This window comes from Methanolacinia petrolearia DSM 11571 (genome assembly GCF_000147875.1).
Taxonomy (GTDB): domain Archaea; phylum Halobacteriota; class Methanomicrobia; order Methanomicrobiales; family Methanomicrobiaceae; genus Methanolacinia; species Methanolacinia petrolearia.
Genome location: NC_014507.1, coordinates 1,386,888 through 1,410,318, shown reverse-complemented (window position 1 = coordinate 1,410,318; position 23,431 = coordinate 1,386,888). Strand labels below are relative to the sequence as shown.

At 45.7% G+C, this 23,431-nt stretch carries 21 protein-coding genes; 11 read left to right on the top strand and 10 right to left on the bottom strand.

The window, feature by feature from the left end; all coding sequences use genetic code 11:
- The first annotated feature begins 79 nt into the window (after positions 1–79).
- The 6 genes from MPET_RS07005 to MPET_RS06980 all read left to right on the top strand — a co-directional run bounded on the left by MPET_RS07005 (position 80) and on the right by MPET_RS06980 (position 5,930).
- Entirely contained in the window at positions 80–1,453 is a 1,374-nt protein-coding gene (locus MPET_RS07005; protein WP_013329317.1) for an ATP-binding protein, read from the top strand.
- Between the two features lie 368 nt (positions 1,454–1,821).
- Complete coding sequence (locus tag MPET_RS07000; RefSeq protein ID WP_013329316.1) at positions 1,822–2,979, top strand: glycosyltransferase family 2 protein; 1,158 nt, start codon at positions 1,822–1,824, stop codon at positions 2,977–2,979.
- Positions 2,980–3,129: 150 nt separating this feature from the next.
- A complete protein-coding gene (locus MPET_RS06995; protein ID WP_013329315.1) occupies positions 3,130–3,321 on the top strand; it encodes a hypothetical protein in 192 nt (63 codons plus the stop codon).
- Positions 3,322–3,518: 197 nt separating this feature from the next.
- Entirely contained in the window at positions 3,519–3,884 is a 366-nt protein-coding gene (locus MPET_RS14485) for a GtrA family protein (RefSeq protein ID WP_187287594.1), read from the top strand.
- A gap of 140 nt (positions 3,885–4,024) precedes the next feature.
- Entirely contained in the window at positions 4,025–4,972 is a 948-nt protein-coding gene (locus MPET_RS06985; RefSeq protein ID WP_013329313.1) for a glycosyltransferase family 2 protein, read from the top strand.
- Between the two features lie 28 nt (positions 4,973–5,000).
- Positions 5,001–5,930 carry a class I SAM-dependent methyltransferase gene (locus tag MPET_RS06980; protein WP_013329312.1) on the top strand — a complete coding sequence of 310 codons (930 nt, stop codon included), beginning with the start codon at positions 5,001–5,003 and terminating at the stop codon, positions 5,928–5,930.
- A gap of 81 nt (positions 5,931–6,011) precedes the next feature.
- On the opposite strand, the gene rfbH is transcribed toward MPET_RS06980, so the two are convergent.
- From rfbH to MPET_RS06940, 8 genes are all read right to left on the bottom strand, one after another.
- Positions 6,012–7,319 (bottom strand): lipopolysaccharide biosynthesis protein RfbH, encoded by a 1,308-nt coding sequence (gene rfbH / locus MPET_RS06975; RefSeq protein WP_013329311.1) that lies wholly within the window; start codon positions 7,317–7,319, stop codon positions 6,012–6,014.
- Between the two features lie 16 nt (positions 7,320–7,335).
- Positions 7,336–8,247 carry an NAD-dependent epimerase/dehydratase family protein gene (locus tag MPET_RS06970; protein ID WP_013329310.1) on the bottom strand — a complete coding sequence of 304 codons (912 nt, stop codon included), beginning with the start codon at positions 8,245–8,247 and terminating at the stop codon, positions 7,336–7,338.
- A gap of 7 nt (positions 8,248–8,254) precedes the next feature.
- Positions 8,255–9,031: an aldolase/citrate lyase family protein gene (locus MPET_RS06965; protein WP_013329309.1), complete on the bottom strand. Its 777-nt coding sequence runs from the start codon at positions 9,029–9,031 to the stop codon at positions 8,255–8,257.
- Between the two features lie 81 nt (positions 9,032–9,112).
- Positions 9,113–9,880, bottom strand: coding sequence for an HAD family hydrolase (locus MPET_RS06960; protein ID WP_013329308.1), 768 nt, complete (start codon positions 9,878–9,880; stop codon positions 9,113–9,115).
- A gap of 41 nt (positions 9,881–9,921) precedes the next feature.
- Positions 9,922–11,736: a thiamine pyrophosphate-binding protein gene (locus MPET_RS06955; protein WP_013329307.1), complete on the bottom strand. Its 1,815-nt coding sequence runs from the start codon at positions 11,734–11,736 to the stop codon at positions 9,922–9,924.
- A 41-nt stretch (positions 11,737–11,777) separates the two neighbouring features.
- On the bottom strand, positions 11,778–12,863 hold the full coding sequence (rfbG, locus tag MPET_RS06950; protein ID WP_013329306.1) for a CDP-glucose 4,6-dehydratase: 1,086 nt from the start codon (positions 12,861–12,863) through the stop codon (positions 11,778–11,780).
- Positions 12,864–12,870: 7 nt separating this feature from the next.
- Complete coding sequence (gene rfbF / locus MPET_RS06945; RefSeq protein ID WP_013329305.1) at positions 12,871–13,653, bottom strand: glucose-1-phosphate cytidylyltransferase; 783 nt, start codon at positions 13,651–13,653, stop codon at positions 12,871–12,873.
- Positions 13,654–13,744: 91 nt separating this feature from the next.
- Positions 13,745–14,422 carry a YczE/YyaS/YitT family protein gene (locus tag MPET_RS06940; protein ID WP_013329304.1) on the bottom strand — a complete coding sequence of 226 codons (678 nt, stop codon included), beginning with the start codon at positions 14,420–14,422 and terminating at the stop codon, positions 13,745–13,747.
- Between the two features lie 152 nt (positions 14,423–14,574).
- Between MPET_RS06940 and MPET_RS15145 the strand changes: the two genes are divergently transcribed.
- The 4 genes from MPET_RS15145 to MPET_RS06925 all read left to right on the top strand — a co-directional run bounded on the left by MPET_RS15145 (position 14,575) and on the right by MPET_RS06925 (position 19,854).
- Entirely contained in the window at positions 14,575–14,862 is a 288-nt protein-coding gene (locus MPET_RS15145) for a hypothetical protein (protein ID WP_148222197.1), read from the top strand.
- Complete coding sequence (locus MPET_RS06935; RefSeq protein WP_013329303.1) at positions 14,849–18,082, top strand: LamG domain-containing protein; 3,234 nt, start codon at positions 14,849–14,851, stop codon at positions 18,080–18,082. The genes MPET_RS15145 and MPET_RS06935 overlap by 14 nt, the downstream gene beginning before the upstream one ends.
- A 19-nt stretch (positions 18,083–18,101) precedes the next feature.
- Positions 18,102–18,593, top strand: coding sequence for a hypothetical protein (locus MPET_RS06930; protein ID WP_013329302.1), 492 nt, complete (start codon positions 18,102–18,104; stop codon positions 18,591–18,593).
- Positions 18,594–18,825: 232 nt separating this feature from the next.
- Entirely contained in the window at positions 18,826–19,854 is a 1,029-nt protein-coding gene (locus MPET_RS06925) for a hypothetical protein (RefSeq protein ID WP_013329301.1), read from the top strand.
- A 151-nt stretch (positions 19,855–20,005) separates the two neighbouring features.
- Here MPET_RS06925 and MPET_RS06920 read toward each other — a convergent pair whose 3' ends face one another.
- Positions 20,006–20,908, bottom strand: a complete 903-nt coding sequence (locus MPET_RS06920; protein WP_013329300.1) for a mechanosensitive ion channel family protein — start codon at positions 20,906–20,908, stop codon at positions 20,006–20,008.
- A gap of 284 nt (positions 20,909–21,192) precedes the next feature.
- Here MPET_RS06920 and MPET_RS15325 point away from each other — a divergent pair, with 284 nt between their 5' ends.
- The gene (locus MPET_RS15325; protein WP_187287593.1) at positions 21,193–21,363 is read left to right on the top strand and encodes a hypothetical protein; all 171 of its coding nucleotides are present in this window, start codon (positions 21,193–21,195) and stop codon (positions 21,361–21,363) included.
- Positions 21,364–21,439: 76 nt separating this feature from the next.
- On the opposite strand, the gene MPET_RS06910 is transcribed toward MPET_RS15325, so the two are convergent.
- A complete protein-coding gene (locus tag MPET_RS06910) occupies positions 21,440–23,092 on the bottom strand; it encodes an NAD+ synthase (protein WP_013329298.1) in 1,653 nt (550 codons plus the stop codon).
- Positions 23,093–23,431 lie beyond the last annotated feature (339 nt).

Sequence of the window (23,431 nt, the reverse complement as noted above, 5' to 3'; positions counted from 1 at the left end):
GTCATAGCACAGGCACAAAATGCCTGAATAATCTTATCATGTACAATCCTTAAATAGTTGTATGTAAAGTATAATACTTATGATACAACCTTTCGTGAACCGGGAGCAGGAACTCGATTTTCTCAACAAGAAATATGCCGAAAATTCAGCCCAGATGATCGTTTTGTACGGGAAGCGGAGGATTGGAAAGACCGAACTGATAAAAAAATTCATTGAAGACAAAGACGGGACATATATCCTCTGCACAAATGACAGTACTGAAGAAAATATCAAAGAGATGAAAGATAAATTCGCTGACCTCACCGGAAAAGAATATTTCAGGGATATCGACGTCTCGTCCTTCTATTCATTATATAAGCATTTTTCAGAAGAGATAGGCAACAGAAATGCGGTAATTGCAATCGATGAATTTCCATATCTGATTGAGCTGAATCGCGGAGTCGTTTCAGTATTTCAAAAGATCTGGGATGAACTACTTATTGACAGAAATCTATTCCTGATAATCTGCGGCTCTTCGATGGGAATGATGGAAACCGAGGTATTAGGTTACAAAAGCCCTTTATACGGGAGAAGAACAGGTGAGTGGAACGTTTCACCAATGTCGTTTAAGCACCTGAAGTATTTTTACCCGGTTTATGAAAAATCAGATCTGTTCTGTTTATGGGCAATATGCGGAGGCATCCCTTTTTACCTTCAAAAACTCGATGGCTCCTTAACAGTTGAAGAAAATATAAAGAAAAAAATACTCAGAAAAGGTGAGGTCCTCTACAACGAACCCGGAGTTTTGCTTAGAGAAGAATTCAGGGAACCTAAAACATATACACTAATTCTCAAATATCTCTCTCTCGGGTACAATAAACAGGGAGAATTATCTTCAGTCACCGGAATAGAGAAGGGCAATCTTTCAAAATACCTCTCGGTCCTTGAAAATCTCCGTTTTATTGAATATATACTCCCTCTTGGGAGAAAAAAAGGCGGGATCTATGAGATTAATGACCAGTTCTTCAGATTCTGGTTCAGGTTTGTATATCCGAATTTATCAGACCTGGAAATGGGCCTCATTGATGAAGTTTATTCCCGTATTTCTCCTCAGCTCAATGCATATTACGGGAAACAATTTGAGCGGCTGGTAATTGAGCAAATAAAAACCAAAGAAGTCCCTCTTCCTTTCACTTTTACTGATGTAAGACCCTGGTGGCATAAGGAAAATGAGATCGATGCGGTTGTCACCAACCCGGAAAACAGGGATATTTTATTTGTTGAATGCAAATGGAAGAATCTTGATAAAATCGATGCCGGAAGGATTCTATCAGGCCTTGAAAAAAAGTCGGGTTCTGTTCAGTGGAATAATGAGTCCAGAAAGGAGCACTTTGCACTTTTTGCAAAGAAGGTAGAAGAAAAAGAGACTCTGCGTGAAATGGGATATATTGTATTTGACCTTGACGACATCTGACCTGGATGTATAAGTGGTGCATTGCTCATTAACAGGAAGAAATGAATAATAAACCACAATTTCTACCGGAATCAATTTGACATGTTGTATCCAAAGTATAATACTTCTCATACAACTTTATGATCAGAAACAAGATCAAGACTGACGTGAAGAGATTCAGGTATCTTTGAATCTTCTAAAAAAAATTTATCATCACAAAATCCGAACTGCGAACCGAAACCAGAAAGATTAAACAAAACCCGTTTAAATATAAACGTAGACTATAAATGATATTCCGGCGGGAAAATGCAGGAATGCCATAAATATAAATTCAAATGAATTCCTGTAATCTTTCTCAGATAATTCACAAGAAAATAAAACGAAGAGACATGAACGAAAACCCGGCCCCCAAGTTAAAAGAAGATCACCCATACGTCTCAGTCATACTCCCGGCGCTAAACGAAGAGCTCACCATAGCCGACTGCATCGAAGAGATCAAAACCGTGCTCGAAGAAAACAACATCTCCGCCGAGATCATCGTCTCTTCGTCTTCCACCGACAGGACGGACGAGATCGCCGAAAAACTCGGGGCAAAAGTCATCCGGCCTGAAAAGAAAGGATACGGTAACGCATACCTATACGCCTTCAGGGAGGCTTTGGGAGAGATCATAGTCATACTCGATGCGGACGGGACATATGATATCAAAAAAATTCCCGAATTTATAAAAGAGATCGAATCAGGCTCCGATTTCGTCATGGGCAGCCGCCTCAAGGGAAATATCATGAAAGGGGCGATGCCGGCGCTCCACCAGTATATCGGAAATCCGGTTCTCACGTGGATGCTGAACAAGGTATTCAAGACCAATATATCCGATGCTCACTGCGGAATGAGAGCCATTAAAAAAGAAGCCCTCGACAGTCTCAACCTGAAGACGCCGGGCATGGAGTTTGCATCCGAGATGATAATCGAGGCTGCAAGAAAAAACCTGAAGATATCCGAGGTCCCTATAGACTACTACCCTAGAAAGGCCCCGTCAAACCTGCACAGCTTTGCAGACGGCTGGAGGCATGTACGGTTCATGCTGCTGTACCAGCCTCTTCCGTTCCTTGCGATTCCTGGTTTCTTCTTCTTTATAATGGGTGCTGTTCTTATGGCGATATATTATCTGGAAGGAAACCTGGAGAATTCAAACCTGCACTCTTTCGTTCTTGCGTCGATCCTCTTTATCGGTGGCCTTCAGGCAATCCTGATGGGCATCAACATTAAGACCTATTCCATCATTGCAGGATACAACGAGGACGTAGGAATAATAACAAAAATTGCCAATTACCAGAATCTTGAACGAGAACTGGTTGCCGGGATAATCATTATTGCAGCCGGTGCTATTATTGGTCTTTACATTATCCTCAACTGGATCGAATCGGGATTCGGAAGCCTGTCTCAGGTTACAAATGCAGTAATTGCATTAACGCTGTTTCTCTCGGGGATGCAGATCATCTTCTCTGCAGTCTTCAACAGTATGATGCTGATCAATTACGACGATTAAATAAATTTTTTCTGAAAATCCAATCTAAATTCACAAAATATTCATATTCTATCTTAATATCGGGTTTTATCCGGGCTGAAAAATTCATGAACCAAAACCCTAAATAGATTACCGATAATCTCTCTCCTGATCGAGATAGGAGATGAAGCCATGAAGCAGAGAGTCGTCCTTGTGAATAAAAAGAATAATCGTGCATCGACCAGGAAGAAACACATGTGGAGAGATTATGAAAAAAAAGACATCAATCCTTCAATACTCAGGTATGACTATCCGTCCTTCCGGGCCAAAGTAAAAGGCAAAGCCGGCAAAAGGCTGCTGATAAAAATAAAAGGGAAAATTTAAACATTGTAATATTATTTTTTGATAAAAATCAGGAAACCGGCAGAATAAATTAATAGAATCATTTTAAAACTCTATAAGTTTATTGTGTTGCCCGTTCATATTTTCAGGGGATAAGATATATGAAAATAAGAGATTTTTTTTCTGAATCCATACAGAAAATTTTTCAAATATATAACAGACACCAGATATTCCCCCAGTTGTCAAAATTCCTGCTGGTTGGAATTTTAAATACGGTTGTAGGATATCTTATTTTCTTCGTTCTCGTCGGTTTCATGAATTATATGATTGCGACGGTTGCCGGTCATTTTCTGGCCGTTACACACAGCTATATCTGGAACAGATTCTGGGTTTTTTCATCAAAAAATCACCCGGTTACGGAATTTATAAAATTTAACTTCGTGTACCTGTTCGTCCTCCTTGAAAATCTAATCCTGATGCCGATATTTGTCGCTGGACTTGGCATTGATCCCAGGATTGCTGCATTGCTGTGCATACCGATAACCACGTTTATAAGTTTTTTCGGGCACAGGTATTTAAGCTTCAAAAAGTGGAAACCTGAGTGATTATTTAATATAATCCGGTCTTAAATTTATGTGAGTAAACCAAAATCAAATATTATTTAATTCCCGGTTAAATATCCGGGTATATCCGGAATTTAAATACATATTGCTGAAACAAATAGAAATCGCATGAGTCAGGTAAAATGGGTCGAAAAATCAGTATTGTTACGGCATGCTACAATGAAGAAGAAAATGTGGAATTGCTCTACGAGGCCGTAAAGTCAATATTCCAGGATCTCGATGAATACGAATACGAGCACATCTTCATTGACAATGCCTCTACGGACAGGACCGTCCCGATACTCAAAGGAATTGCAGAAAAAGATAAAAATGTAAAAATTATCGTTAATGCAAGAAATTTCGGGCATATCCGGTCGCCGTTTCATGGCCTGATACAGGCAAAAGGAGATGCAGTGATCTCTCTTGTTGCAGACTTCCAGGACCCTCCTGATATGATACCCGAATTCATCGAAAAGTGGAATGAAGGGTGCAAGGTCGTTGTCGGGGTTAAAAAAGGAAGCGAAGAGAATGCTCTTCTCTTTTCAATCAGGAGGGTATACTATTATTTTATCGAGAAGCTGTCGGATGTGAAACAGATCAAAAATTTCACGGGCTTCGGTTTGTATGACAAAAAGATAATAGAGCAGCTAAGATTAATCGATGATCCATATCCGTATATGAGAGGTCTGATCAGCGAGATCGGATATGACATATGCCAGATTGAATATCAGCAGCCCTTAAGAAAAAGAGGGATTACAAAGAATAATTTCTACACCCTTTATGATATGGCTATGCTTGGAATAACAAGCTATTCCAAAATTCCACTACGGCTTGCAACTTTAATCGGATTTACACTGGCAATAATAAGCCTGATCTTTGCATTTTTCTATACAGTCTATAAACTGATATACTGGTATAGTTTCGATGTAGGAATTGCCCCCCTTGTAATTGGGCTTTTCTTCTTCTCCGCCGTACAGTTGTTTTTCATAGGTGTAATCGGCGAATATGTCGGTTCGATCCAGACACGTGTGATGAAAAGGCCGCTTGTTATAGAAAGAGAAAGAATAAACTTTAATGAAGACGAAAAATGATTATTAAGAATTTTGGGGGATAATTTGAATGTATAATATTGAGATCTGCCCTTGTTGTAATTCAGATTCGCTTTCATATTCCTATGGCATTATATCGCCTTTTATATCGCATTATGTCCTGGGAGAAAAGCCATCCGGGTGCCGTTTTTTCACGTGCAATAACTGCGGATTCAGATTTTTCGAACAAAGATTTGATGACGATGAAGTTGAGCGCCTTTACGATGATTATAGGGGTCCGGAATATTTTCAGGTTCGTCATAAGTATGAACCGTGGTATTCCGAATCAATAAATAACGGTATCGGGTATAATGAACAGGTCATTGCCGAAAGAAAGGAGCAGATTAAAAAATTTATTCTCGCGAATCTTTCAGGCAAAAGAAGATTTAATCGAATTTTAGATTATGGAGGCGATCGCGGGCAATTTATTCCGGACGATATTTCAGATGAACGATATGTATATGAAGTCTCTGGAGTCACACCCGTACCCGGTGTAACTCTTGTAGACGATATTGATTCAGTCGGAAATGATACATTTGATGTTGTGATATTGTCAATGGTTCTTGAGCATGTCTCCGATCCTCATGTCATATTAAACAAAATTCACGAAATCCTTACTCCTGACGGATATTTAGTCCTTGAAGTACCATATGAACCATTTAAATACAAAAACTGGTTTGGGAATAAAACTGAAAATTATTTGAATAAACTTGCTAATTCCCCGGAATTCATTTTAAAGGCAATTGATTTATACTCTACTTTATTCAGAATTAAATTCAGGTATATTCCCCCGTTAGGATTCGTAAAGCTGCACGAACATATTAATTTCTTTTCGGAGTCTTCATTGCATTCTTTATTCCAGTTGAATAATTTCTCTGTTATTTCTATTGAAAGACATTATCAGGATACTAAAAGTTTTATCAATGATAGTTTGTTATGTCTTGTCAAAGTTGAGAAATGACGATTAATTTTAAATTGAAAAATTTTTGAATATTCCTGATCCTTTTTTTCTCTATTTGATAGAAAATGATGATTGGATAAATTATTTACAAAAAAAATCTGAAAAGACCTTCTCTATATAGTTTAACCTTGCCTCATCGATACCGGGGTAGACACCGATCCAGAATAAATCGTTCATTACTGTATCGGTGTTCTCCAAAGATCCGGGCAAACGGTATTTTATCCCTTCATATGCCGGCTGCTTCGTCAGGTTGCCGCCGAAGAGCATCCGTGTGGCAATCTTGTGCTCCTCCAGGTAACTTACGATGTCGCTCCTTTTGAAAGGTGCATCATCCTTTACGACAACCGGAAATCCGAACCAGCTCGGATCTGATTTGGTTGCCGGGTACGGCAGCAGCAGGTACTCGGAATATTTTGCTAAGATGCTGCTTAATTCGGCAAAATTCTCTTTCCGCCTTTCGATAAAGTGAGGAAGTTTTTTTATCTGCTCCACACCTATTGCCGCCTGCATATCGGTGACTTTGAGGTTGTAGCCGACATGCGAGTAAACATATTTGTGGTCATATCCCTGCGGCAGATCTCCGAATTTTTGGGTAAAGCGCTTCCCGCATGAGTTGTCTTTTCCAGGGTCGCACCAGCAGTCCCGGCCCCAGTCCCTAAACGAAGCGATGATTCTTTTGAGAAGGGGATCGTCGGTCAAAACAGCCCCTCCTTCCCCCATCGTTATATGATGAGCCGGGTAAAAACTGCATGTCGAGATGTCCCCGTAGCTTCCGGTAAATCTGCCTTCGTATTTCGATCCCAGTGCATCGCAGTTATCCTCGATAAACCAGAGATCGAATTCATCGGCGACCTCCCTTATTTTGCAGATATCTGCGGGATTGCCCAGAGTATGCGGAACGAAGATCGCCTTTGTCTTTTCGGAGACCGCATCCTTGAGATTTTCAGTTTTTATATTATAAGTTCCGAGCTCCACGTCAACAAAAACCGGCGTCAGGTTATTCTGGATAATCGGGTTCAACGTCGTAGGGAACCCGCAGGCAGTCGTGATGACTTCGTCTCCCGGTTTTAATCTGTCTTCACCGAGTTTTTGGGATGTCAGTGCAGAGATCGCCAGCAGATTCGCGGATGATCCCGAGTTCGTCAGCAGGCAGTATTTGACACCGATAAAATCCGCAAGATCCTTTTCGAATTTTTCTGCATATCTCCCTGATGTCAGCCAGAAATCCAGTGCGGAATCGACAAGGGAGATCATCTCTTTCTCATCGTAAACCCTGCCTGCATAATTGACCGGGGTCTTCCCGGGGACGAACTCTTCACTATTTTTTCTTAACCTGCAGAGCAACTCAACCTTCTTAAAAATATCATTTCGTATCTCTTCTTCATCCATTGTATTTACACCAAAATCATTTTTTTATCCTGCACCCGGAGGCATAACTGTCCTGTAAAATAGTGTCCATATCAATTGTGGGCAGTATCGATTTATAATAACCTGTTAACTCCTTTAAAGCGGAATCGAAAGGAGTAAACCTTAATTTTTTAATCTCGGCGGCCAGCCGTTCGTTCGATCCGCTGTAATCCAGGTTCATTCCCTCGTTTTCGACAATAATATCCGACTTATAATCCGAAACCGAATTGATCTCCCGTGCAACCGAAACGAGATCCAGGTTTTCCGGCGGCGTTACATTATAAAATGCGAATTCAGGATCTTTTGCCAGGAAATATTCGACGACCGGAAAGAGATCTTTTATGTATAACCAGCTGAAATTTACGTTTTGCCTGATGGTTACCGGCATATGAAGAAGATTTTTTACGACTGCGTTCGATATGAATTTATATTCGTAATCCTCGTATCTTCCGAACACGCCGAACAGCCTGAGGCAGAAAAAATTAGAATACTCGCCGATGTATTTTGAGATGCAGTATTTGGAAAAGCCATAATCGTCGCGGGGCACATATTCGCCGAATTCATCCTCGCGTACTGATCTCAAATCCCTTGTTTTATCATATTCGGCTCCCGAACCGAAATGAATCAGTCTTTCAAAATGTCCCGAATTATCTGCGATATTGAAGAACATCCTTAAATTGTCCCCGACGACATTTGAAGTGCCGCAATATTTACGATTCCCGCCGATATTTGCACAATGAATTACATAATCGATATCATTGTCCCTGAAAAAGGTACGCACCTCTTTTTCGGAAAGAAGATCCAGTTCTTTATGGGCGGGCGCGATAATATTATATTTATCCTTAAAGTGTTCGCTTAGATTTTTGCCGATAAATCCTGAAGAACCTGTTATAAAAATAGTTTTCCCCATATCCCGGTCAGCCTCTGGACATCAGTGTCTCGAACCTGTCTTCGTCCATCTTCATGAAAAGGTGATTCTTTTCAAGCTTGTAATTGAGGTATTTTCTTTCAAAATCCAGGGCAAATATCAGTGCCTCGGGTTTATTGATCGAATCGGCGCAGAGGATTACGTTTCTTGTCTCGATATTGGTTAATTCAGGGATGATATTGTTGATGAGATATTCATTGTTGAATGTTTTCCTGGAAATTCCGCCGCCTACCGTAATCTTATTTATATTGCATTCACGGGCGATTTCTACAATATTCCCGACGATTTCATTGGTAAAGTCCGAATCCTGTTCACCCTTTTTGCCGTAGGAATACGACAGATCCGATCTTCCTATGGTGATACCTTTAAATGAATCGTTTAATACGGATAATATCGGTCTTAGGTTTTCCACCGCCGATCTCGTCTCGATATTGATGAATATATCGAAGTCGGTACAAGCGTCCCCGATAAGATCCCGGACCATATTTATGCTTTTAATAAGGGCAAATTCGGATTCCACCATAGGGATAATTATTCCGTCGGCGTTAAGGTGTATCGCCATTTTAAGATCAGTAAATGCCTCCACCCCACCGATTTTTATATATAATTTAAGCCCGGCCTTTGCGGTAAGATAACGAAGAAGAATTAAATCGCGAAAATCCGACCCTTCATTTTCAAACTCTGATTTTATTCCCTCACAACCATATTCGTCACGAAGGACAAGCAGCTGTGAGTATAATTCCTTTTCAAGGTCTTTAAGAATCATAATCACTATCTCTCATTTCTATCTGAAATAAAGGTTATTATTACATAGAATTCTGTCTGGTTATTTTTTTATTAGTATCCCTTAATTCTGCCTGACAGAAATATTCTGATAATTGCTGATTGTCAGATCGGTAATCTTCGAAATCTCATCAAGATCGGAGATCTCGGATCTTCTGGTAATCACTTTTTGGCACCCTGCGTCTCTTCCGCTTTTTATATCGTTGACAGAATCCCCGATAAGAATTGTATTTTCCCGGGAGATATCCAGTTCACTCATAATTTTTTCTGCGCCCCAGGGACTGGGTTTCGGGTATTCGAGCAGGTCCCCTCCAAGCAGCATAGAGAAGAAGCCTTCCAGTTCCATTAATTCGACGATATGCTTCAGGTTAATCGTCTGATCGTAGGAGAAGATCGCACAACGGCAATTGCCTTTGATGCTTTTGAGAAACTCCACAAGCCCTGCAACGGGAACAAGAGACTGTTTCAGGACTCCATCGTCGCTGATATATATGTCGGCTTCCTTAAAAGCATCGACAATGTCGTTTATTTCGATGAAATATCCTTTTTCATTCAGCTCCCTGCATAGGAGGTCCTGGATATAATCCCTGTTGAAGACCCCTATTGGGCCTTTGGGATTCATTGTAGCACCCGAGTAATCGACTCCCATTAACGAAGCGATCCATTCAATCGCAGAAGGATCGTCTTCATGGATTATTTTGCAGATATTTTCCGCTCTCCTTCGTGCAACGGTTGCCCAGTATGGATATAGTTCGAAAAGAGTGCCGTCTTTGTCAAAAATTATCAGTTCGATATCTTTTATTTCATGATCGTTTACAATAAGATCTATCATTTAATCACCTTCTATGAATTTAAAATTGCATTTGTCCTTCATCATTCGTCGTCATATTTTACCGGTTTTACAATCATCTCGCGTAAAAATTCGTCACGGGGGAGGAACGGCCACAGGTCTTCCAGCGGCATGGATGCCATGTTCCCGTTTGGCAGGACCTTTGAGCTTACCGAAGGCTGAATCTGTTGATCGGGACAGGTAAAAACTTCGCAGATAACCGGCCCGGGCATATCGATTATCCCGGGAAGCCTTAAATCGAGTTCATCCTGATCATGCAGGGACTCGTAGGGGATCCCGTATGCATATGCAATCTTTTTCAGGTCGGGGCACGAGACCCCGCTTGCAGGATTCGAACCGCAAAATCTTCCGTTGAAATAACTGTTCTGGGTGTTGCGGATAGATACGTACCCGTCATTATTCACAACGAACAGCTTTAGAGGAATCCTGTAATGAAAAACGGTCTGGAGTTCCTGGATATTCATCTGGAGCGAACCGTCGCCGGTAACAGCAACGATCTTTGCATCCGGGTTCGCAAAATATGCACCAATTCCCAGTGGCAGGCTCAGCCCCATCGTCCCCAGGGCCGCAGGAGTAATCACTCTCTGGCCTGCTTTTACATGATGAACCTGCGATATAATGCAGTATACCGTACCCGCATCCGCGATAATGATCCCGTTCTTATCCAGGAGATCCGAGAGCCTGTCGAATAAATTATAACTGCAGACAGGTCTCTGATGGCAGGAAATTTCCGGTGTAATCACAGGGTACCTGGACTTCCATGATTGGCATCTCTCTCTCCACTCCTTCTTTTCAGAAACCGGGTTCTTCTGCAGCTCATCCAGTAAAATCTCCAGGAACTCTTTGGCATCGGCCTGAACTTTGATATCCAGGTCGATGGTGTTCTTATTCAATTCAACGGGATCGATATCGACTGCGATCTTCTTTGCCTCGCGTGCGAAGAGTTCGTAATCGTAGCCTGTAAACGGAATGGCAAGACGCGATCCGATCGCAAGAACCAGATCGGCATTCTGCATTGCAAAATTGCCGGCCCGCGTGCCTTTCGTCCCGCCGAATCCGATATAGTTCGGGTTGTCATAATCCATCAGGTCCTGGCCTAATTTTGATGCAACAACAGGTATATTGAGGGTTTCGACCGCCCTGAGGAACTCTTCTTCCGCGTGGGCCAGCCGGATTCCGTGCCCTGCAATTATTACAGGTCTTTGGGAATTTTTCAGGAGCTCAGTTATCACTTTTACCTGCCCGGCAAGAAGAGATCTGTCCTGATCGCATGATTCAGGTACGAACGGCTCGAGTTTTTCAGGATCGATCATGGCTGCCTGGACATCCAGAGGTACGTCAAGCCATGACGGGCCGGGCCGTCCGGTTTTTGCATAATATACCGCTTTTTCAAGATGATACCGGATCTTTTCCGGATCATTCACCATTTCTGAATATTTTGTAAATGATTTCACGATCGGCAGAATATTTACTTCCTGGCCTCCAAGTGACCGCAGCCCGGGGCTGCCGGAATTGTATACATTCTGCGAGCGCTTCGCCTGACCGGAAAGGACAAGTAGTGGAATTGAGTCCACCCAGGCATCCACGACTCCGGTAACCGCATTAGTCCCTCCCGGTCCTGTTGTTACGAACAGCGTTCCTATATTATTCTTGACGCGGGAGTAGCCTTCGGCCATTACCGCCGCGGCGGCCTCGTTATGTGCACAGATAACGTTGATGTTTTCGTTGCATGCCAGACCGTCGAGCATATGCATCATGCCCCCCCCGGAGACAAGAAATACATCAGGCGATCCAATTTTGACGCAAAATTCAGCGATATAGTCTGCAACTCTTATCATGTGTGTCTTCTCCTTCAAATTTGACGATGAATTAAATAAATTTATAGATTTTTCATAAAAGAATCGATATCTTCATGGCACAGGTTAAGATTGTTCTCGTGATCGAGAGGTTTGTAGTTCCTGTACCAGTAGGCGGTCTTCCGTATTGCGTCATCAAGAGACCACCCCGGATGCCATCTCAACTGGTATATTGCCTTTTCAATCGAGAGCTTCAAAAACCTTGCTTCCTGCTTCCCGTCGTATGCACCCGAATCGATGACCGACCCTTCGCCCCATCCGGAATAGAATTTTTCCACGAGTTCGGCAACCGTGCAGGCGTCATGCGTATACGGCCCGAAATTCCATGCAGAACAAAGCGACGGATCATTTGTTGCCATCATTTTTCCTGCAAGAGTCAGGTACCCGGAGAGCGATTCGAGAACATGCTGCCAGGGACGGACGGCGCCGGGGTTTCTTAACTGCAAAGGCTTTCCTTCTTTCAATGCCCTTACGGCGTCGGGAATGATACGATCTTCAGCCCAGTCGCCTCCGCCGATAACATTTCCCGCTCTTACCGATGCGATTCCGATTCCGTGCCTATCCAGTTCGGACGGGGCGAAAAAAGAACGCCTGTATGAGGATATCGCAATCTCTGCAGCCCCTTTGCTTGCACTGTAAGGGTCATGTCCGCCCATCATATCATTTTCGCGGTACCCCCAGATCTGGCCGGTGTTTTCATAGCATTTATCGCTCGTAACCATAATTACGGAAACAGGGCGGCCGATCTTTCTTACTGCATCCAGGAGATAAACGGACCCCATGACATTTGCTTCAAATGTTTCCGCGGGATTGTCGTAACTGTACCGGACGATCGGCTGGGCGGCAAGATGAAAGATCACATCCGGATCTGCCGAGCGAATGGATTCTTCCAGAATGTCCGCATTTCTTATATCGCCGATGGTTTCGCCTTCGAGAAGACCTGCTACGCCTGATTCCGAATAATTGTTCGGGCTTGTGGGGGGAGGAAGAGAATACCCGTAGACCTCCGCCTCTAATTTTGAGAGCCAGATCGAAAGCCACGAACCTTTAAAACCGGTATGCCCGGTGACAAAGACTTTTTTTCCGGCAAATACAGACAACGACGACATAATTCCTTTAACTCTTTTCCCAGATCGCCCAGGGTTTTTTCCCTGAATTCCAAAGTTCTTCAAGCTGGTTCTTGTCGCGGAGAGTGTCCATGCATTTCCAGAATCCCCTGTGCTGGAAGGAATAGATCTCCCCTTCTCCGGCAAGCGATTCGAGAGGTGAGCGTTCGAAGATGGTATTGTCCCCCTCTTTCAGGTAACCGAACACTTCCGGCTGGCATACCATATATCCTGCATTTATCCAGGCGCCGTCTCCTGGAGGTTTTTCAACGAAACTTGTAATCTTGCCGTCCGTTCCCGTATCTATCGTCCCGAATCTCCCTTCCGGCTGAACGGCAGTCATTGTCACCAGTTTTTTGTGTGAAGTGTGGTAATCGATAAGTTTTTTGATATCGACATCCGATACGGCATCGCCATATGTCAGCATGAATGGTTCATTATTAATGACATTCTTTGCACGAAGGATCCTGCCTCCTGTCTGTGTGGCCAGACCTGTATCCAGGAGCGTAACTTTCCATGGCTCGGATGCATTCTGGAGGATCTCGATACTGTTCTTTTCGAGATCGATTGTCACGTCACTGTGGTGAAGGAAGTAGTTGGAGAAATATTCCTTTATGATATATCCTTTATAACCGAGTAGAACTACGAATTCATTAAAGCCATAATAAGAGTAATGCTTCATAATATGCCAGAGAATCGGCTTCCCGCCTATCTCCACCATCGGTTTTGGAATTATGGATGTCTCTTCTGAAAGACGGGTGCCGTATCCGCCCGCCAGGATTACCACTTTCATATTATGTTATATATTGACAAATTATACAAAATAGATTTTCGCTGTGTCCGGTCCTTTTCCGGTTAATCATCCGGTCGTGAGTGGCTGAGTCTCAGTTCCTGTTTACAGAAATATTATCCTTCGAAACATTTTCACAAAACAACTTGTCCATAAACGACAATCTCGGCACAAAAAATTTAACGACCAGACCTACCAGGACAGCGGCGGCGATCGTCCCTTCGCGAACTCCGTTGAATGCCGAGAACATGATCAGCGATACTATGGTCGCAATAACAACCATGGACGTATCGAATCCGACTTTTACGGACCCGAATTCAAACTTAGTCCCCTGTGATACCGCACGAACAAGGGCGTCTCCTGCCATCATCAATAAATTTCCCTTGAAAAGCAGGGCGACGCCAAGACCGACAATTACGCAGCTTAAGAGGCAGAATGCCCATTGCCAGTGATATCCCGTAATTTCGAGTCCTGAAACCAGGAACATGGAATAGTCGGTGAACACGCCGAATACGAATATCAGGGGGATCTGGAGAAGCTGATATGATTCGAATCTCTCTTTCAGGATCAGGTACTGAAAAAGGACAAAAAAACAGTTGATAATGAATGTAAACATCCCGAACGTCAGGGGAAACGCGAGACTCAGGACATAGGGCAGGCATGAAATTGGGGTCGTCCCGAGCCCTGCCTTTGCGGAGACGGCAATGCCGAGAGTCATAATAAAAAGTCCTGAAGTCATGACAAAAAAATTCAGGACCGTATTTCTTTTCATGCCTGTCAAAACTGATAATTAATTGGATTTTTACCCGCTTAAATGTAATTATTCAGCATTCAGGCAGCCTGAAAAATCAGAACCAATGTAAACTACGAATATTATTTTTCATATGCGATTGCTGTTTTGCAGAAATTCTGATCATGTAATAAGTGAAGATCACGGAATTTCCCGGTAATTTTTGGAATGAAATTATGCCGCACAGCAGTCCGGATTCCACAGGAAACGATAAGTATCAGATCCGACTAAATTCTCTTTGTGTTGAGGTAAATGTTTATAGGGGGCCTAAAGAAACGGTTTTGACTCTGAAAATACAGCAGCATAAATGCCCTGTTTTACATGGAATCGATTATAAAAAACGCTTAAACAGATTTTTGCCTGAGCGGAGAGCTGTTTCAACAGTTTACATAACCGGTGGTGGTATGCATGGCTTCCGGTGAACCCGCCAGTGAAGGCAGTTACATATCGATGTCCCTGGATTCCCTGTCCTGGGCCCAGACAAGCGCAGCAGCGGCCGGTCTGTTTACTGCCCGGATCCAGTTTTCTGTTGATGCCTGGGTACGATTCAGCGGCCTGCCTGCGCACACTGTAATATTAGGCCAGGAGAACGTATTCTCTTTCGGTAACCGGGCAAGTTCAATCTATTTTCAGTTTGAGGGATTAGATCTCATTCTTTCTGATCCCGGCGTGTCGCGGCTTTACGATGAACGGTGGCATTATATCTGCGCAACTTTTGACGGTTCAATGGTCCGGCTTTACATTGACGGAGATTTCAATACCGGCCAGAGCTGCATGGGCCAGGTAAATACCGGTACTAACCCGGTCCGCATTGGACGTGGTGTTCAGGGACTTATCAAACGCGTACGGATTTACAATGTTGTTCTGGATAAAGATACAGTGAAAAGCAGCATGTTCGGTACTCCGGAGGCAAAAACAATTTTCGCCGACTTCGATTTCAGTGTCAACAAGCCTCTCGATCGCGGACCTTCGTCGTATCCGCTATCCCTGCAAAATAATTCCTCGATGATCAGGATCTCGCCTGCCCTCTCGCTTGGCACTTATGGCTTTGCACGGCCGCTTGGCGACATAGAGATCAATCCCGGCGGAAAGCAGGTCGATCCATATTCGGTACAGGCGTGGATCTATATATCGTCCAAATATAATCATATTCAGGCTGTTTTTGCCAACTGTGATCTGATGGAGGATACCGGTATGGCATTATACGTCCGATACGACAGTGACAAATCCGCTTATCGTCTGGTTTCCCAGCGTGGTTCATCCGGTTCAAGTGGTCAGACTCTTACATCTTCCGGTACAATTCCGGTAGGTGCATGGACAAATGTAGCCACGACATTCGACGGCATTAATCTTAATCTCTACATAAGCGGGGTATTAGACAGTTCTATGAGCTGTACGCCAATACCGCTGTATAACCAGTCTGGCTATATCCTGATCGGTGCCACGATTGAAGAAGGCGATTCTTCAAACACTGCTACACTCCAGGGTTTTATTCGCGAAGTGGATGTCTGGTCGCGTGCCTTAAGTGCCGCCGAAATTGAGAACTTCATGGCCACATCGCCTGATGTTAATACCTCCGGTTTGCAGGGCGTCTATGTCTTTAACAATTCCCCGGTACGCAATCAGGTGAATGGAAATCCCGTAGCTCTCGCCGAAGGTGCGGTCCTTTTCGGGCAAATTGAATCTGCTCCGGTCAGTGCCGACAGAAGTTACGATGACAGTATCAAAGTACCTGATACGGGTCTTGACCCGGATTTAATGGCGAAGATACGTTCCGAACTGGATTTTCGTGAATTTTGTGAGAACAACCGTAATGCCTTTGATGCCGCGGAAGAGGCTGATGTTGCGGCTTTTGACGATCCGGCCGACAAGGAGTTGGTACGGAAGGCCTGGGCCGATGTTCGCGACAGGCTCGTAAATGATCCGGCCTCCCTGCCGTTCATGGTAACGGAACATAAAATCGATGGGGAACGTCTTCTGATCGTCCACCGGCCTGCGGGCTCCTATGTGGCCTATCGTGCGGCAGAAGAGGATATCGATGACTGCACCATGTGGAGGATCAAACTGATATTCATTGCTATTGCCGGAACCCTGTGTGCAATTACCGGTGTCGCAGCTAAACTGACGGACAGGGCTATAGCATATATAAGACAGATCCTGGCTGTACCGGAAGTAATTACATATCTGGCTGCAGGAGCGGGGATCTCTGCTTATTTTATTTTTGAAATCCTGAAGATACTCTACACTGCAGGGATGTTGAAACAGCTCGTGTTATTGGTAATCGATGTCGGTTTTTGGACTCTGATCCAGGTGGTTGCCAAAATGTTTTTGATGATGGCATGTGTGGGTGTGGAGTATGCAAGAATGATATCATCCTTTGTTGCAACGGCAGCGACACTTGCTGTCGCTTATGCAAATAAACCGGCTTCTTGTGATCCGATTCCTTCCGTAACCCTGAAAAGTATCTCTTTTGATTACGATCCGGTCGGCACTGCTGTAGACGCACTGACTATCAGGCAAAATTTCAGTTCTAATGTCAGCGTACCGGAATGGATCCCCGCCAATAAAAATCCGGAAGATTCACCGTGTGCCTATGCCCTGAGCCTTATAGAAGGAAAGATTCCGACGATCCAGGTTAAACTCGAAATTCCGAAATCCACCAAACACTCTGTCATGATCCAGGCAACAGGGGGAGGGATCCTTGGTGCGATAGATCCGGTTAATGCCAATTTCAAGTCAGGTACAAGCGTGACGATCACACTGAATTTGTCTCACCAGACTCTTGCTGCAGGCGGAGTCGGGCGAACCGATGTAACATGGAACTGGCAGTACAGGATAGATAATAATGCATGGGAAGTTATGGCCGGCACAAAGCACCGGGTTTATATCACACTCGACAGACCCTGCAATCCCTGGAAGCAAACCTCTGATCGCACAGACAATCAGCTGCCCTGGACGGATGTACTTGATTATGCCTGTACCTGGGCCGCCGGGGCTAAAAGCACCGATGATATTCTGAGTAAAGTAACAACCAAAGTGAATTCCGGCATTGGTCTGGTGTATGATACAAATAGTGGCGCATCGGTCTATACCGGAATGTATAGCGGCACAAGATGTTTCCTGTGCACCCGGTTTATCGACTTTTTAACAAAAGGCAAGGGAAATGGAAAAACAGTCAACTGTACTGATTGTGCCACGATCGTCACAACCTTTGCCAATATCCTTGGCTCTGATGTCATGGAAGCGATCATGACCTCCTATCCTAAGGCTTTAGAGGGGTTTTCCTGTAACCAGATAATTGCAATCGGAACGACGACGTGGAAAGTTCCTTTTGGACGGGGTTTCAGCTTTCATGAAGTGGCCTGGACAAGTGCAGGGTTCATTACTAATAAAATCTATGATGCCTGCCTTCAATACGATACAGGTTCTGACCCCTGGGGGACCGGTTCTCATACTGCCGGCTTGCCGCTCAACGTACAGTTTTCCATGCTGCAGCCGGTGCCGGACCCGTTTCCTCTCCCCAACGCCAATAATGCACGGTACAGGGAGAGACTTGCCGCGAATACAAATGCCGGGATTCCGAAATGTTTACCCAAAGGCGCATGGCCAAACACCAATTCGGGGAGAAGGCCGGTAATATGAATAAAAAGGAGATCATTACATGAAAATGCAGGACTGGTTAAATGGTGCCCGGCAGAGATTCGATTTCAGGAACTGGCCGCGCCCTTCGAAGAAGAATGCACAGATTCGCGTAATGAAACTAAGCCTTGACCCCCGGCAGATGGATGAAAACTGGCGGCTGGAGCAGCGTCTGCCGTGGGGAGACTCGGGATACGCGGACTATTTCCAGAGTACCAAAAACACCCGCCACAGGATTATGGTGCGTATCAGCGAATTTCGCACACATGACGAGGCACGCCTGGCGCTGCTCAGGGAGATCAGTTTTTCAACGGCAATGACTTTGCCCCGCCTGGATAAACGGGGGATAAGGATCGGCGATGTCGGTTTTACCGGGCATGGCGACGTGAGCACCGGCATCCTCTTTGTCCGCTACAATATTCTTGTCGATGTGAGAAGTGTCGGCGAAGAATCACTTTCTGTCGAGGAATTTGCCAGGTTGATTGACAATTACATTGTAGGTGCCGGGTCATGAACAAATCAAAACCGGCGAATGTATTATCTGCATGACGGATAACCCGCAAAAGATCGGATGAAAACAACTCTCCTTTTTTTTCGTTCGTATCGAACGGAAAACCAGGGCGGTTTTCATTGTGAAAGTATTGTTAAAGAGTCTTTTTCATTAGAGGGTTCACCCTGCCGCGGATAATTATATCTTCGGTGCCGGGTTAAATACAAAATATATCGAGAATTTTGGAGATTTAAAAATGACAATGTATAATGATATTTATGTCCGTGAGAATTTCTCTGATACCGGAGTTATTCCGTCGACCGGCATCCCTTACCAGTCACCGGACATCATCCCCTGCGAGGATGGAACGCTCACGTGGAACCTGGCAAATTCAGCCTACAGGGGGCCTGACATCGGCAAATCCATCGTAAACGGCGGCATCAACAATATCTATGTCCGGGCCAGGAACCTGAACAATGCCGCCGGTACCGGAGAAGTCGAGCTGTATTATTCTCGCGCTTCAATGTTCCTTTTACCGACGAATTGGACGCGACTGGCGAGTGCAGGCGGGGAAAAGTCCCTGCCGTTCATCGACGGTTCCGGCAGTACCTCGATCTCTTCCGGCGGCATAGCGATCTCAAACCCTTCCTTTCTCCTGACCGGTCTGCCCCCTGTTTCGGGAGATCATTATTGTATAATCGCCATAGTGCAGACAACCGCCCATCCGGTCACTATTCCCGACAAATTCCCTACCAACGGATCTTTCTGCCAGTGGACCCAGCAAAATCCGGCCGTTTGCTTCCGTAACATAAGTTATTCGCCAAACACGCTTACCCAGCTGAACAGGGTCTTCAGTTTCGGAAACGTTAATCAAAAAGACGCCTATTTCACTATCGTTATTACAGGGCGCGGCTTTGTTACCGGCACTATGATCAAGGTCCAGTGCACTGACAAGAACTGTCCTATCGAGCAGAATCTATCGCTTCCAAAGGCCGATTCCCAGGGGAACCAGATTGTCAGCTTCGTAACAGAAGTTCCTGCCGGATTCTGGGGCGACCTGGTAGTTACTGCCACATCGCCGGCGGGCGAGTTCCCGGCAGGTGCAAGTCTGACGAGTTCCTATTTCCAGATTCCCGATAAGACCGATGCACTTGATGTGAAAGTCGCACGTCGTTTTCTCACGTCCAGCGGGATTGGTGAAGATTCGGAATTCACAACCGCCATGTTGATCAAGCTCGGCGAATGCACTATCGATGTTACGGATAACCCGCAAAAGATCGGATGAATACACCCTCAACTATTTTTCGGCCGTGAAATTTGCGAAATACGGGTGCGCTCTTTTTACCACCTTGTTGGTCTCCCACGATCGTCTTCGCATTTCCCTTACCGGAGAGTTCCGCCCGGAAGCGGCGAACACATGTACCCGCAGTTTTTTGTCAATTCTCCCCGGTATCTTTGATTTCCGGTATCGTAGCGGAAACATCCCGGATTATTGCGGTTTTGAGAGCTGCACGATCTTTTGAGGTTGTGAAATACTTCAGGATGAAGACAATCCCGTTGTCACTCATCTGGAGGTTTACGACAGGCTCCACATCGAATGAATGCAGGAATTTTTTCTCCGAGAGTTTGCTGATCTCGTCTCTCGCACGCTTTTCGATCTCCATGGTATGCTTTCGTATTGCACCAACCAGAACATCACGGGCTTTCTCCAGGTCCGCGGAAAATGGAAGCGTGATCCTTATTTCGTCAGTTACGACGGATAGATGGCGGGTGGTATTGGTCACGTTTTCCTTAAAAATAATGCCGTTGGGGATGGTGACAATCTCGCCTGTCGGGTGGTCGCCGGCCTCCGGGTCGAGTTTCATCAGGGTGGTACGGAAGACCCCGATATCCATAACGAGACCGTAGACTCCACGGATCTGGATCCTGTCGCCGATCCGGAAGATTCCGGTCACCAGCACCATAAGGCTCCCAATCATGTTCTGGATAAAATCACGTAAAGCTATGAGGACGGCACCCACGATAACCCCCAGCGTAAGGGCAATCTCTTTCGGGTCGTCGATCCAGGCGGTCAGTGCAAGGAACGCACCGATTCCAAGCAGGACTGTCATGAAGATCCTGACGGCGGTAAACCGGGACGAATCGTCGGCAATCCTGTGGATGAGAACGGCGACCCCGGCGGTGTATGCTACGAGGATTATCAGGATAATTCCGAGAGTGTCAAGAAGCGGTGTAAACAGGCTGATGGTGCCGGATGTGACCAGATCGATTGCAATGACACTCGCAAAGATCAAAGCAACGATAATAAAATACGAGAACGGGAGGGCTGACGATCGCATGAGTGATCTGAGCGTTTATAACTCATATCTTATCAAATATCCCCAAAAAATGGAAACCGGTCAGCACGGCGGGTCCGGTCCCGTGATCCGTTTTTAATTTTCTTCACGTAATTTTAGCCAGGGATTTTCGGCATATTTTCGTTTCAGCTCCCGTATAAAGAGCCCGGCGAGGCCCAAAATAGCGGGCCTGAGACCGGACCCAGTGGCCAGTAGAAATCACCTCCGTCATACCACAACCACACGGACCTCTGTGGGATATAGCTCCAGACCTGGCTTACATGTGGATGGCAAGAACAATGTTCGTCATGGGGCCTGCGACGGCGATAAGGGCACCGGCGATCAGCCCCGCAATGCCTGCAATGAGGATGATGTTAAGCCAGGCCGACTCCCCGAACGTGATGGAAGCAAAATACCCAATAAAGAGCAGAACTGAAAAGAAGCCGCATATTACCTAATTTCGTTCTGTCAAAGAACGCATTGGAACTCACTTCCCGGTTTGTATCAACATTTTTGTTTCATTTATTGCACTTTTTAGTCACTGTAATATTTCGCTGCGATCGGCATTCTCCGCCCTGATCCGAACGCCTTTGGGGTCACCTTGAGGCCGGTTGCAGCCTGCCGGCGCTTGTACTCGTTCCTGTTCACCTGTGCAACGACCCATTCGACCGTCTCTTTGTCGAATCCCTTTGCGACGATATCCGCCGGCGAATCCATCTCGTCGATATATGCCTCGAGTATCCCGTCGAGAATCTCGTACGGAGGGAGTAAGTCCTGGTCGGTCTGGTTCGGCCTGAGTTCGGCGGAGGGCGGTTTCAAGATGATCGCCTCCGGGATCACGGGCCATTCCCTGTTGATCTCCCGTGCCAGCTTATAGACCGTGGTCTTGGGTACGTCCGAGATCACTGCAAGACCGCCCGACATGTCCCCGTAGAGCGTGCAGTACCCCACCGCCATCTCGCTCTTGTTTCCGGTCGAGAGAACAAGGCAGCCGTACTCGTTGGAGAGCGCCATTATTAGATTGCCCCTGATCCTTGCCTGTATGTTTTCGAGCGTGACGCTCGCTTCTTTTTCCCGGTCGACCAGATCGCCGAGGGCGCCGGTGTATGTATCGTATATTTTTGTTACCGGTATCTCAAGCAATCTGATTCCGAGATTTTCTGCAAGTGCTTTTGAATCGCCGACACTGCCGGCCGAAGAGTATGGCCCCGGCATCGTGGCGGCAACCACACTCTCAGGTCCCAGTGCCTCGACCGCAAGGCAGCAGACGACGGCCGAATCGATCCCTCCGGAAAGGCTGACGATGACCTTCGAGAATCCGCATTTCTTCACATAGTCCCTGAGCCCGAGGACAAGGGCACGGTGAATGCTTTCCGCCTCTCCGAGCGGCCGGTATGATCCGGGAACACCGGGAGTATTCGTATCGATCGTTACGATCGCTTCTTCGAATGAGGAAAGAACGACGATCGGGTCCCCCTTTGCATCGAGGCACATGGATCTTCCGTCGAAGATCAACTCGTCGTTTCCTCCGACCTGGTTCACGACAACGAATGGGACCGAATGTTTCTTTGCATGGTTCCGGAATATTTCAAACCTTACACATTCCTTTCCGGCGTGAAACGGCGAGGCTGAGATATTGACGAAGAGGTCTGCACCTTTAGCGGCGAGGTCAGCCTGCGGATCGAAGGTATAGAACCTCCCGGGGAAGAGCAGCGGATCGTTCCATGCGTCTTCACAGATCGAGATCCCTAAGGTGGTGTCGCCCAGAGCGGCGACGCCTGTCGACGGCGCGGGATCGAAGTAGCGAACCTCATCGAATACGTCGTACATCGGGAGCAGGGATTTGTGCTGTGTGAACGGCAGTTCGCCGTCTTTGACCAGGAGTGCCGAGTTGTAAAGCCCCCTGCCTGTCTCTTTTCCCGTTCTCAGGGGGGCGCCGAACAGGATTCCGGTGTCCGGGAAGCCGGCGGAGACCTCCATGATCTCTTTTACCGCACGGTACGATCTGTCGATGAAACTTTTTCGTTCGAGGAGATCCCTCGGCGGGTAGCCTGTCAGGAAAAGTTCGGGGAAGACTACGAGATCCGGTTTGTCACTCCTGCACAGCCGGAGGGTCTCATCAATCCTCTCCGTGTTTCCGTCGATATCTCCTACGACAGGGTCGAGCTGTACAAGCGTGATCCTCATCTTCTCTCCTCCCGGTATTTATAGATATTATAATTCTAATTTGGCAGGATTGCATAAAATCTATGGCTTATGGTTTCCTGATTCCGCTGATTTCTTTTCGGCAGGATAGACAATTATCCCCTGAGCGTGCCGTGAGTGGGCTATCTTAAGGCGAGGCCTTCTTGGTAGGGGCCCTGGCCCGCCGGTGCCGGGGTCGCGCAAATAAGGTATAGTAAAGTGTGTAAGCAATATGGCAGTGCCATGTATGTAATATCTGAACGTACGTGAGGATGAAAAAATGCGATGCATTTTTGAGCTTTGAACGTACGTGAGGATGAAAAAATGCAAAAATCGCTTAGA

What these genes read in the sequence shown, in the direction of transcription:
- MPET_RS07005 (WP_013329317.1), top strand. Translation starts at nt 80, where the DNA reads ATGATACAACCTTTCGTGAACCGGGAGCAGGAACTCGATTTTCTCAAC.
- MPET_RS07000 (WP_013329316.1), top strand. Translation starts at nt 1,822, where the DNA reads ATGAACGAAAACCCGGCCCCCAAGTTAAAAGAAGATCACCCATACGTC.
- MPET_RS06995 (WP_013329315.1), top strand. Translation starts at nt 3,130, where the DNA reads ATGAAGCAGAGAGTCGTCCTTGTGAATAAAAAGAATAATCGTGCATCG.
- MPET_RS06985 (WP_013329313.1), top strand. Translation starts at nt 4,025, where the DNA reads ATGGGTCGAAAAATCAGTATTGTTACGGCATGCTACAATGAAGAAGAA.
- MPET_RS06980 (WP_013329312.1), top strand. Translation starts at nt 5,001, where the DNA reads ATGTATAATATTGAGATCTGCCCTTGTTGTAATTCAGATTCGCTTTCA.
- rfbH (WP_013329311.1), bottom strand. Translation starts at nt 7,319, where the DNA reads ATGGATGAAGAAGAGATACGAAATGATATTTTTAAGAAGGTTGAGTTG.
- MPET_RS06970 (WP_013329310.1), bottom strand. Translation starts at nt 8,247, where the DNA reads ATGGGGAAAACTATTTTTATAACAGGTTCTTCAGGATTTATCGGCAAA.
- MPET_RS06965 (WP_013329309.1), bottom strand. Translation starts at nt 9,031, where the DNA reads ATGATTCTTAAAGACCTTGAAAAGGAATTATACTCACAGCTGCTTGTC.
- MPET_RS06960 (WP_013329308.1), bottom strand. Translation starts at nt 9,880, where the DNA reads ATGATAGATCTTATTGTAAACGATCATGAAATAAAAGATATCGAACTG.
- MPET_RS06955 (WP_013329307.1), bottom strand. Translation starts at nt 11,736, where the DNA reads ATGATAAGAGTTGCAGACTATATCGCTGAATTTTGCGTCAAAATTGGA.
- rfbG (WP_013329306.1), bottom strand. Translation starts at nt 12,863, where the DNA reads ATGTCGTCGTTGTCTGTATTTGCCGGAAAAAAAGTCTTTGTCACCGGG.
- rfbF (WP_013329305.1), bottom strand. Translation starts at nt 13,653, where the DNA reads ATGAAAGTGGTAATCCTGGCGGGCGGATACGGCACCCGTCTTTCAGAA.
- MPET_RS06940 (WP_013329304.1), bottom strand. Translation starts at nt 14,422, where the DNA reads ATGAAAAGAAATACGGTCCTGAATTTTTTTGTCATGACTTCAGGACTT.
- MPET_RS06935 (WP_013329303.1), top strand. Translation starts at nt 14,849, where the DNA reads ATGGCTTCCGGTGAACCCGCCAGTGAAGGCAGTTACATATCGATGTCC.
- MPET_RS06930 (WP_013329302.1), top strand. Translation starts at nt 18,102, where the DNA reads ATGAAAATGCAGGACTGGTTAAATGGTGCCCGGCAGAGATTCGATTTC.
- MPET_RS06925 (WP_013329301.1), top strand. Translation starts at nt 18,826, where the DNA reads ATGACAATGTATAATGATATTTATGTCCGTGAGAATTTCTCTGATACC.
- MPET_RS06920 (WP_013329300.1), bottom strand. Translation starts at nt 20,908, where the DNA reads ATGCGATCGTCAGCCCTCCCGTTCTCGTATTTTATTATCGTTGCTTTG.
- MPET_RS15325 (WP_187287593.1), top strand. Translation starts at nt 21,193, where the DNA reads ATGGCAAGAACAATGTTCGTCATGGGGCCTGCGACGGCGATAAGGGCA.
- MPET_RS06910 (WP_013329298.1), bottom strand. Translation starts at nt 23,092, where the DNA reads ATGAGGATCACGCTTGTACAGCTCGACCCTGTCGTAGGAGATATCGAC.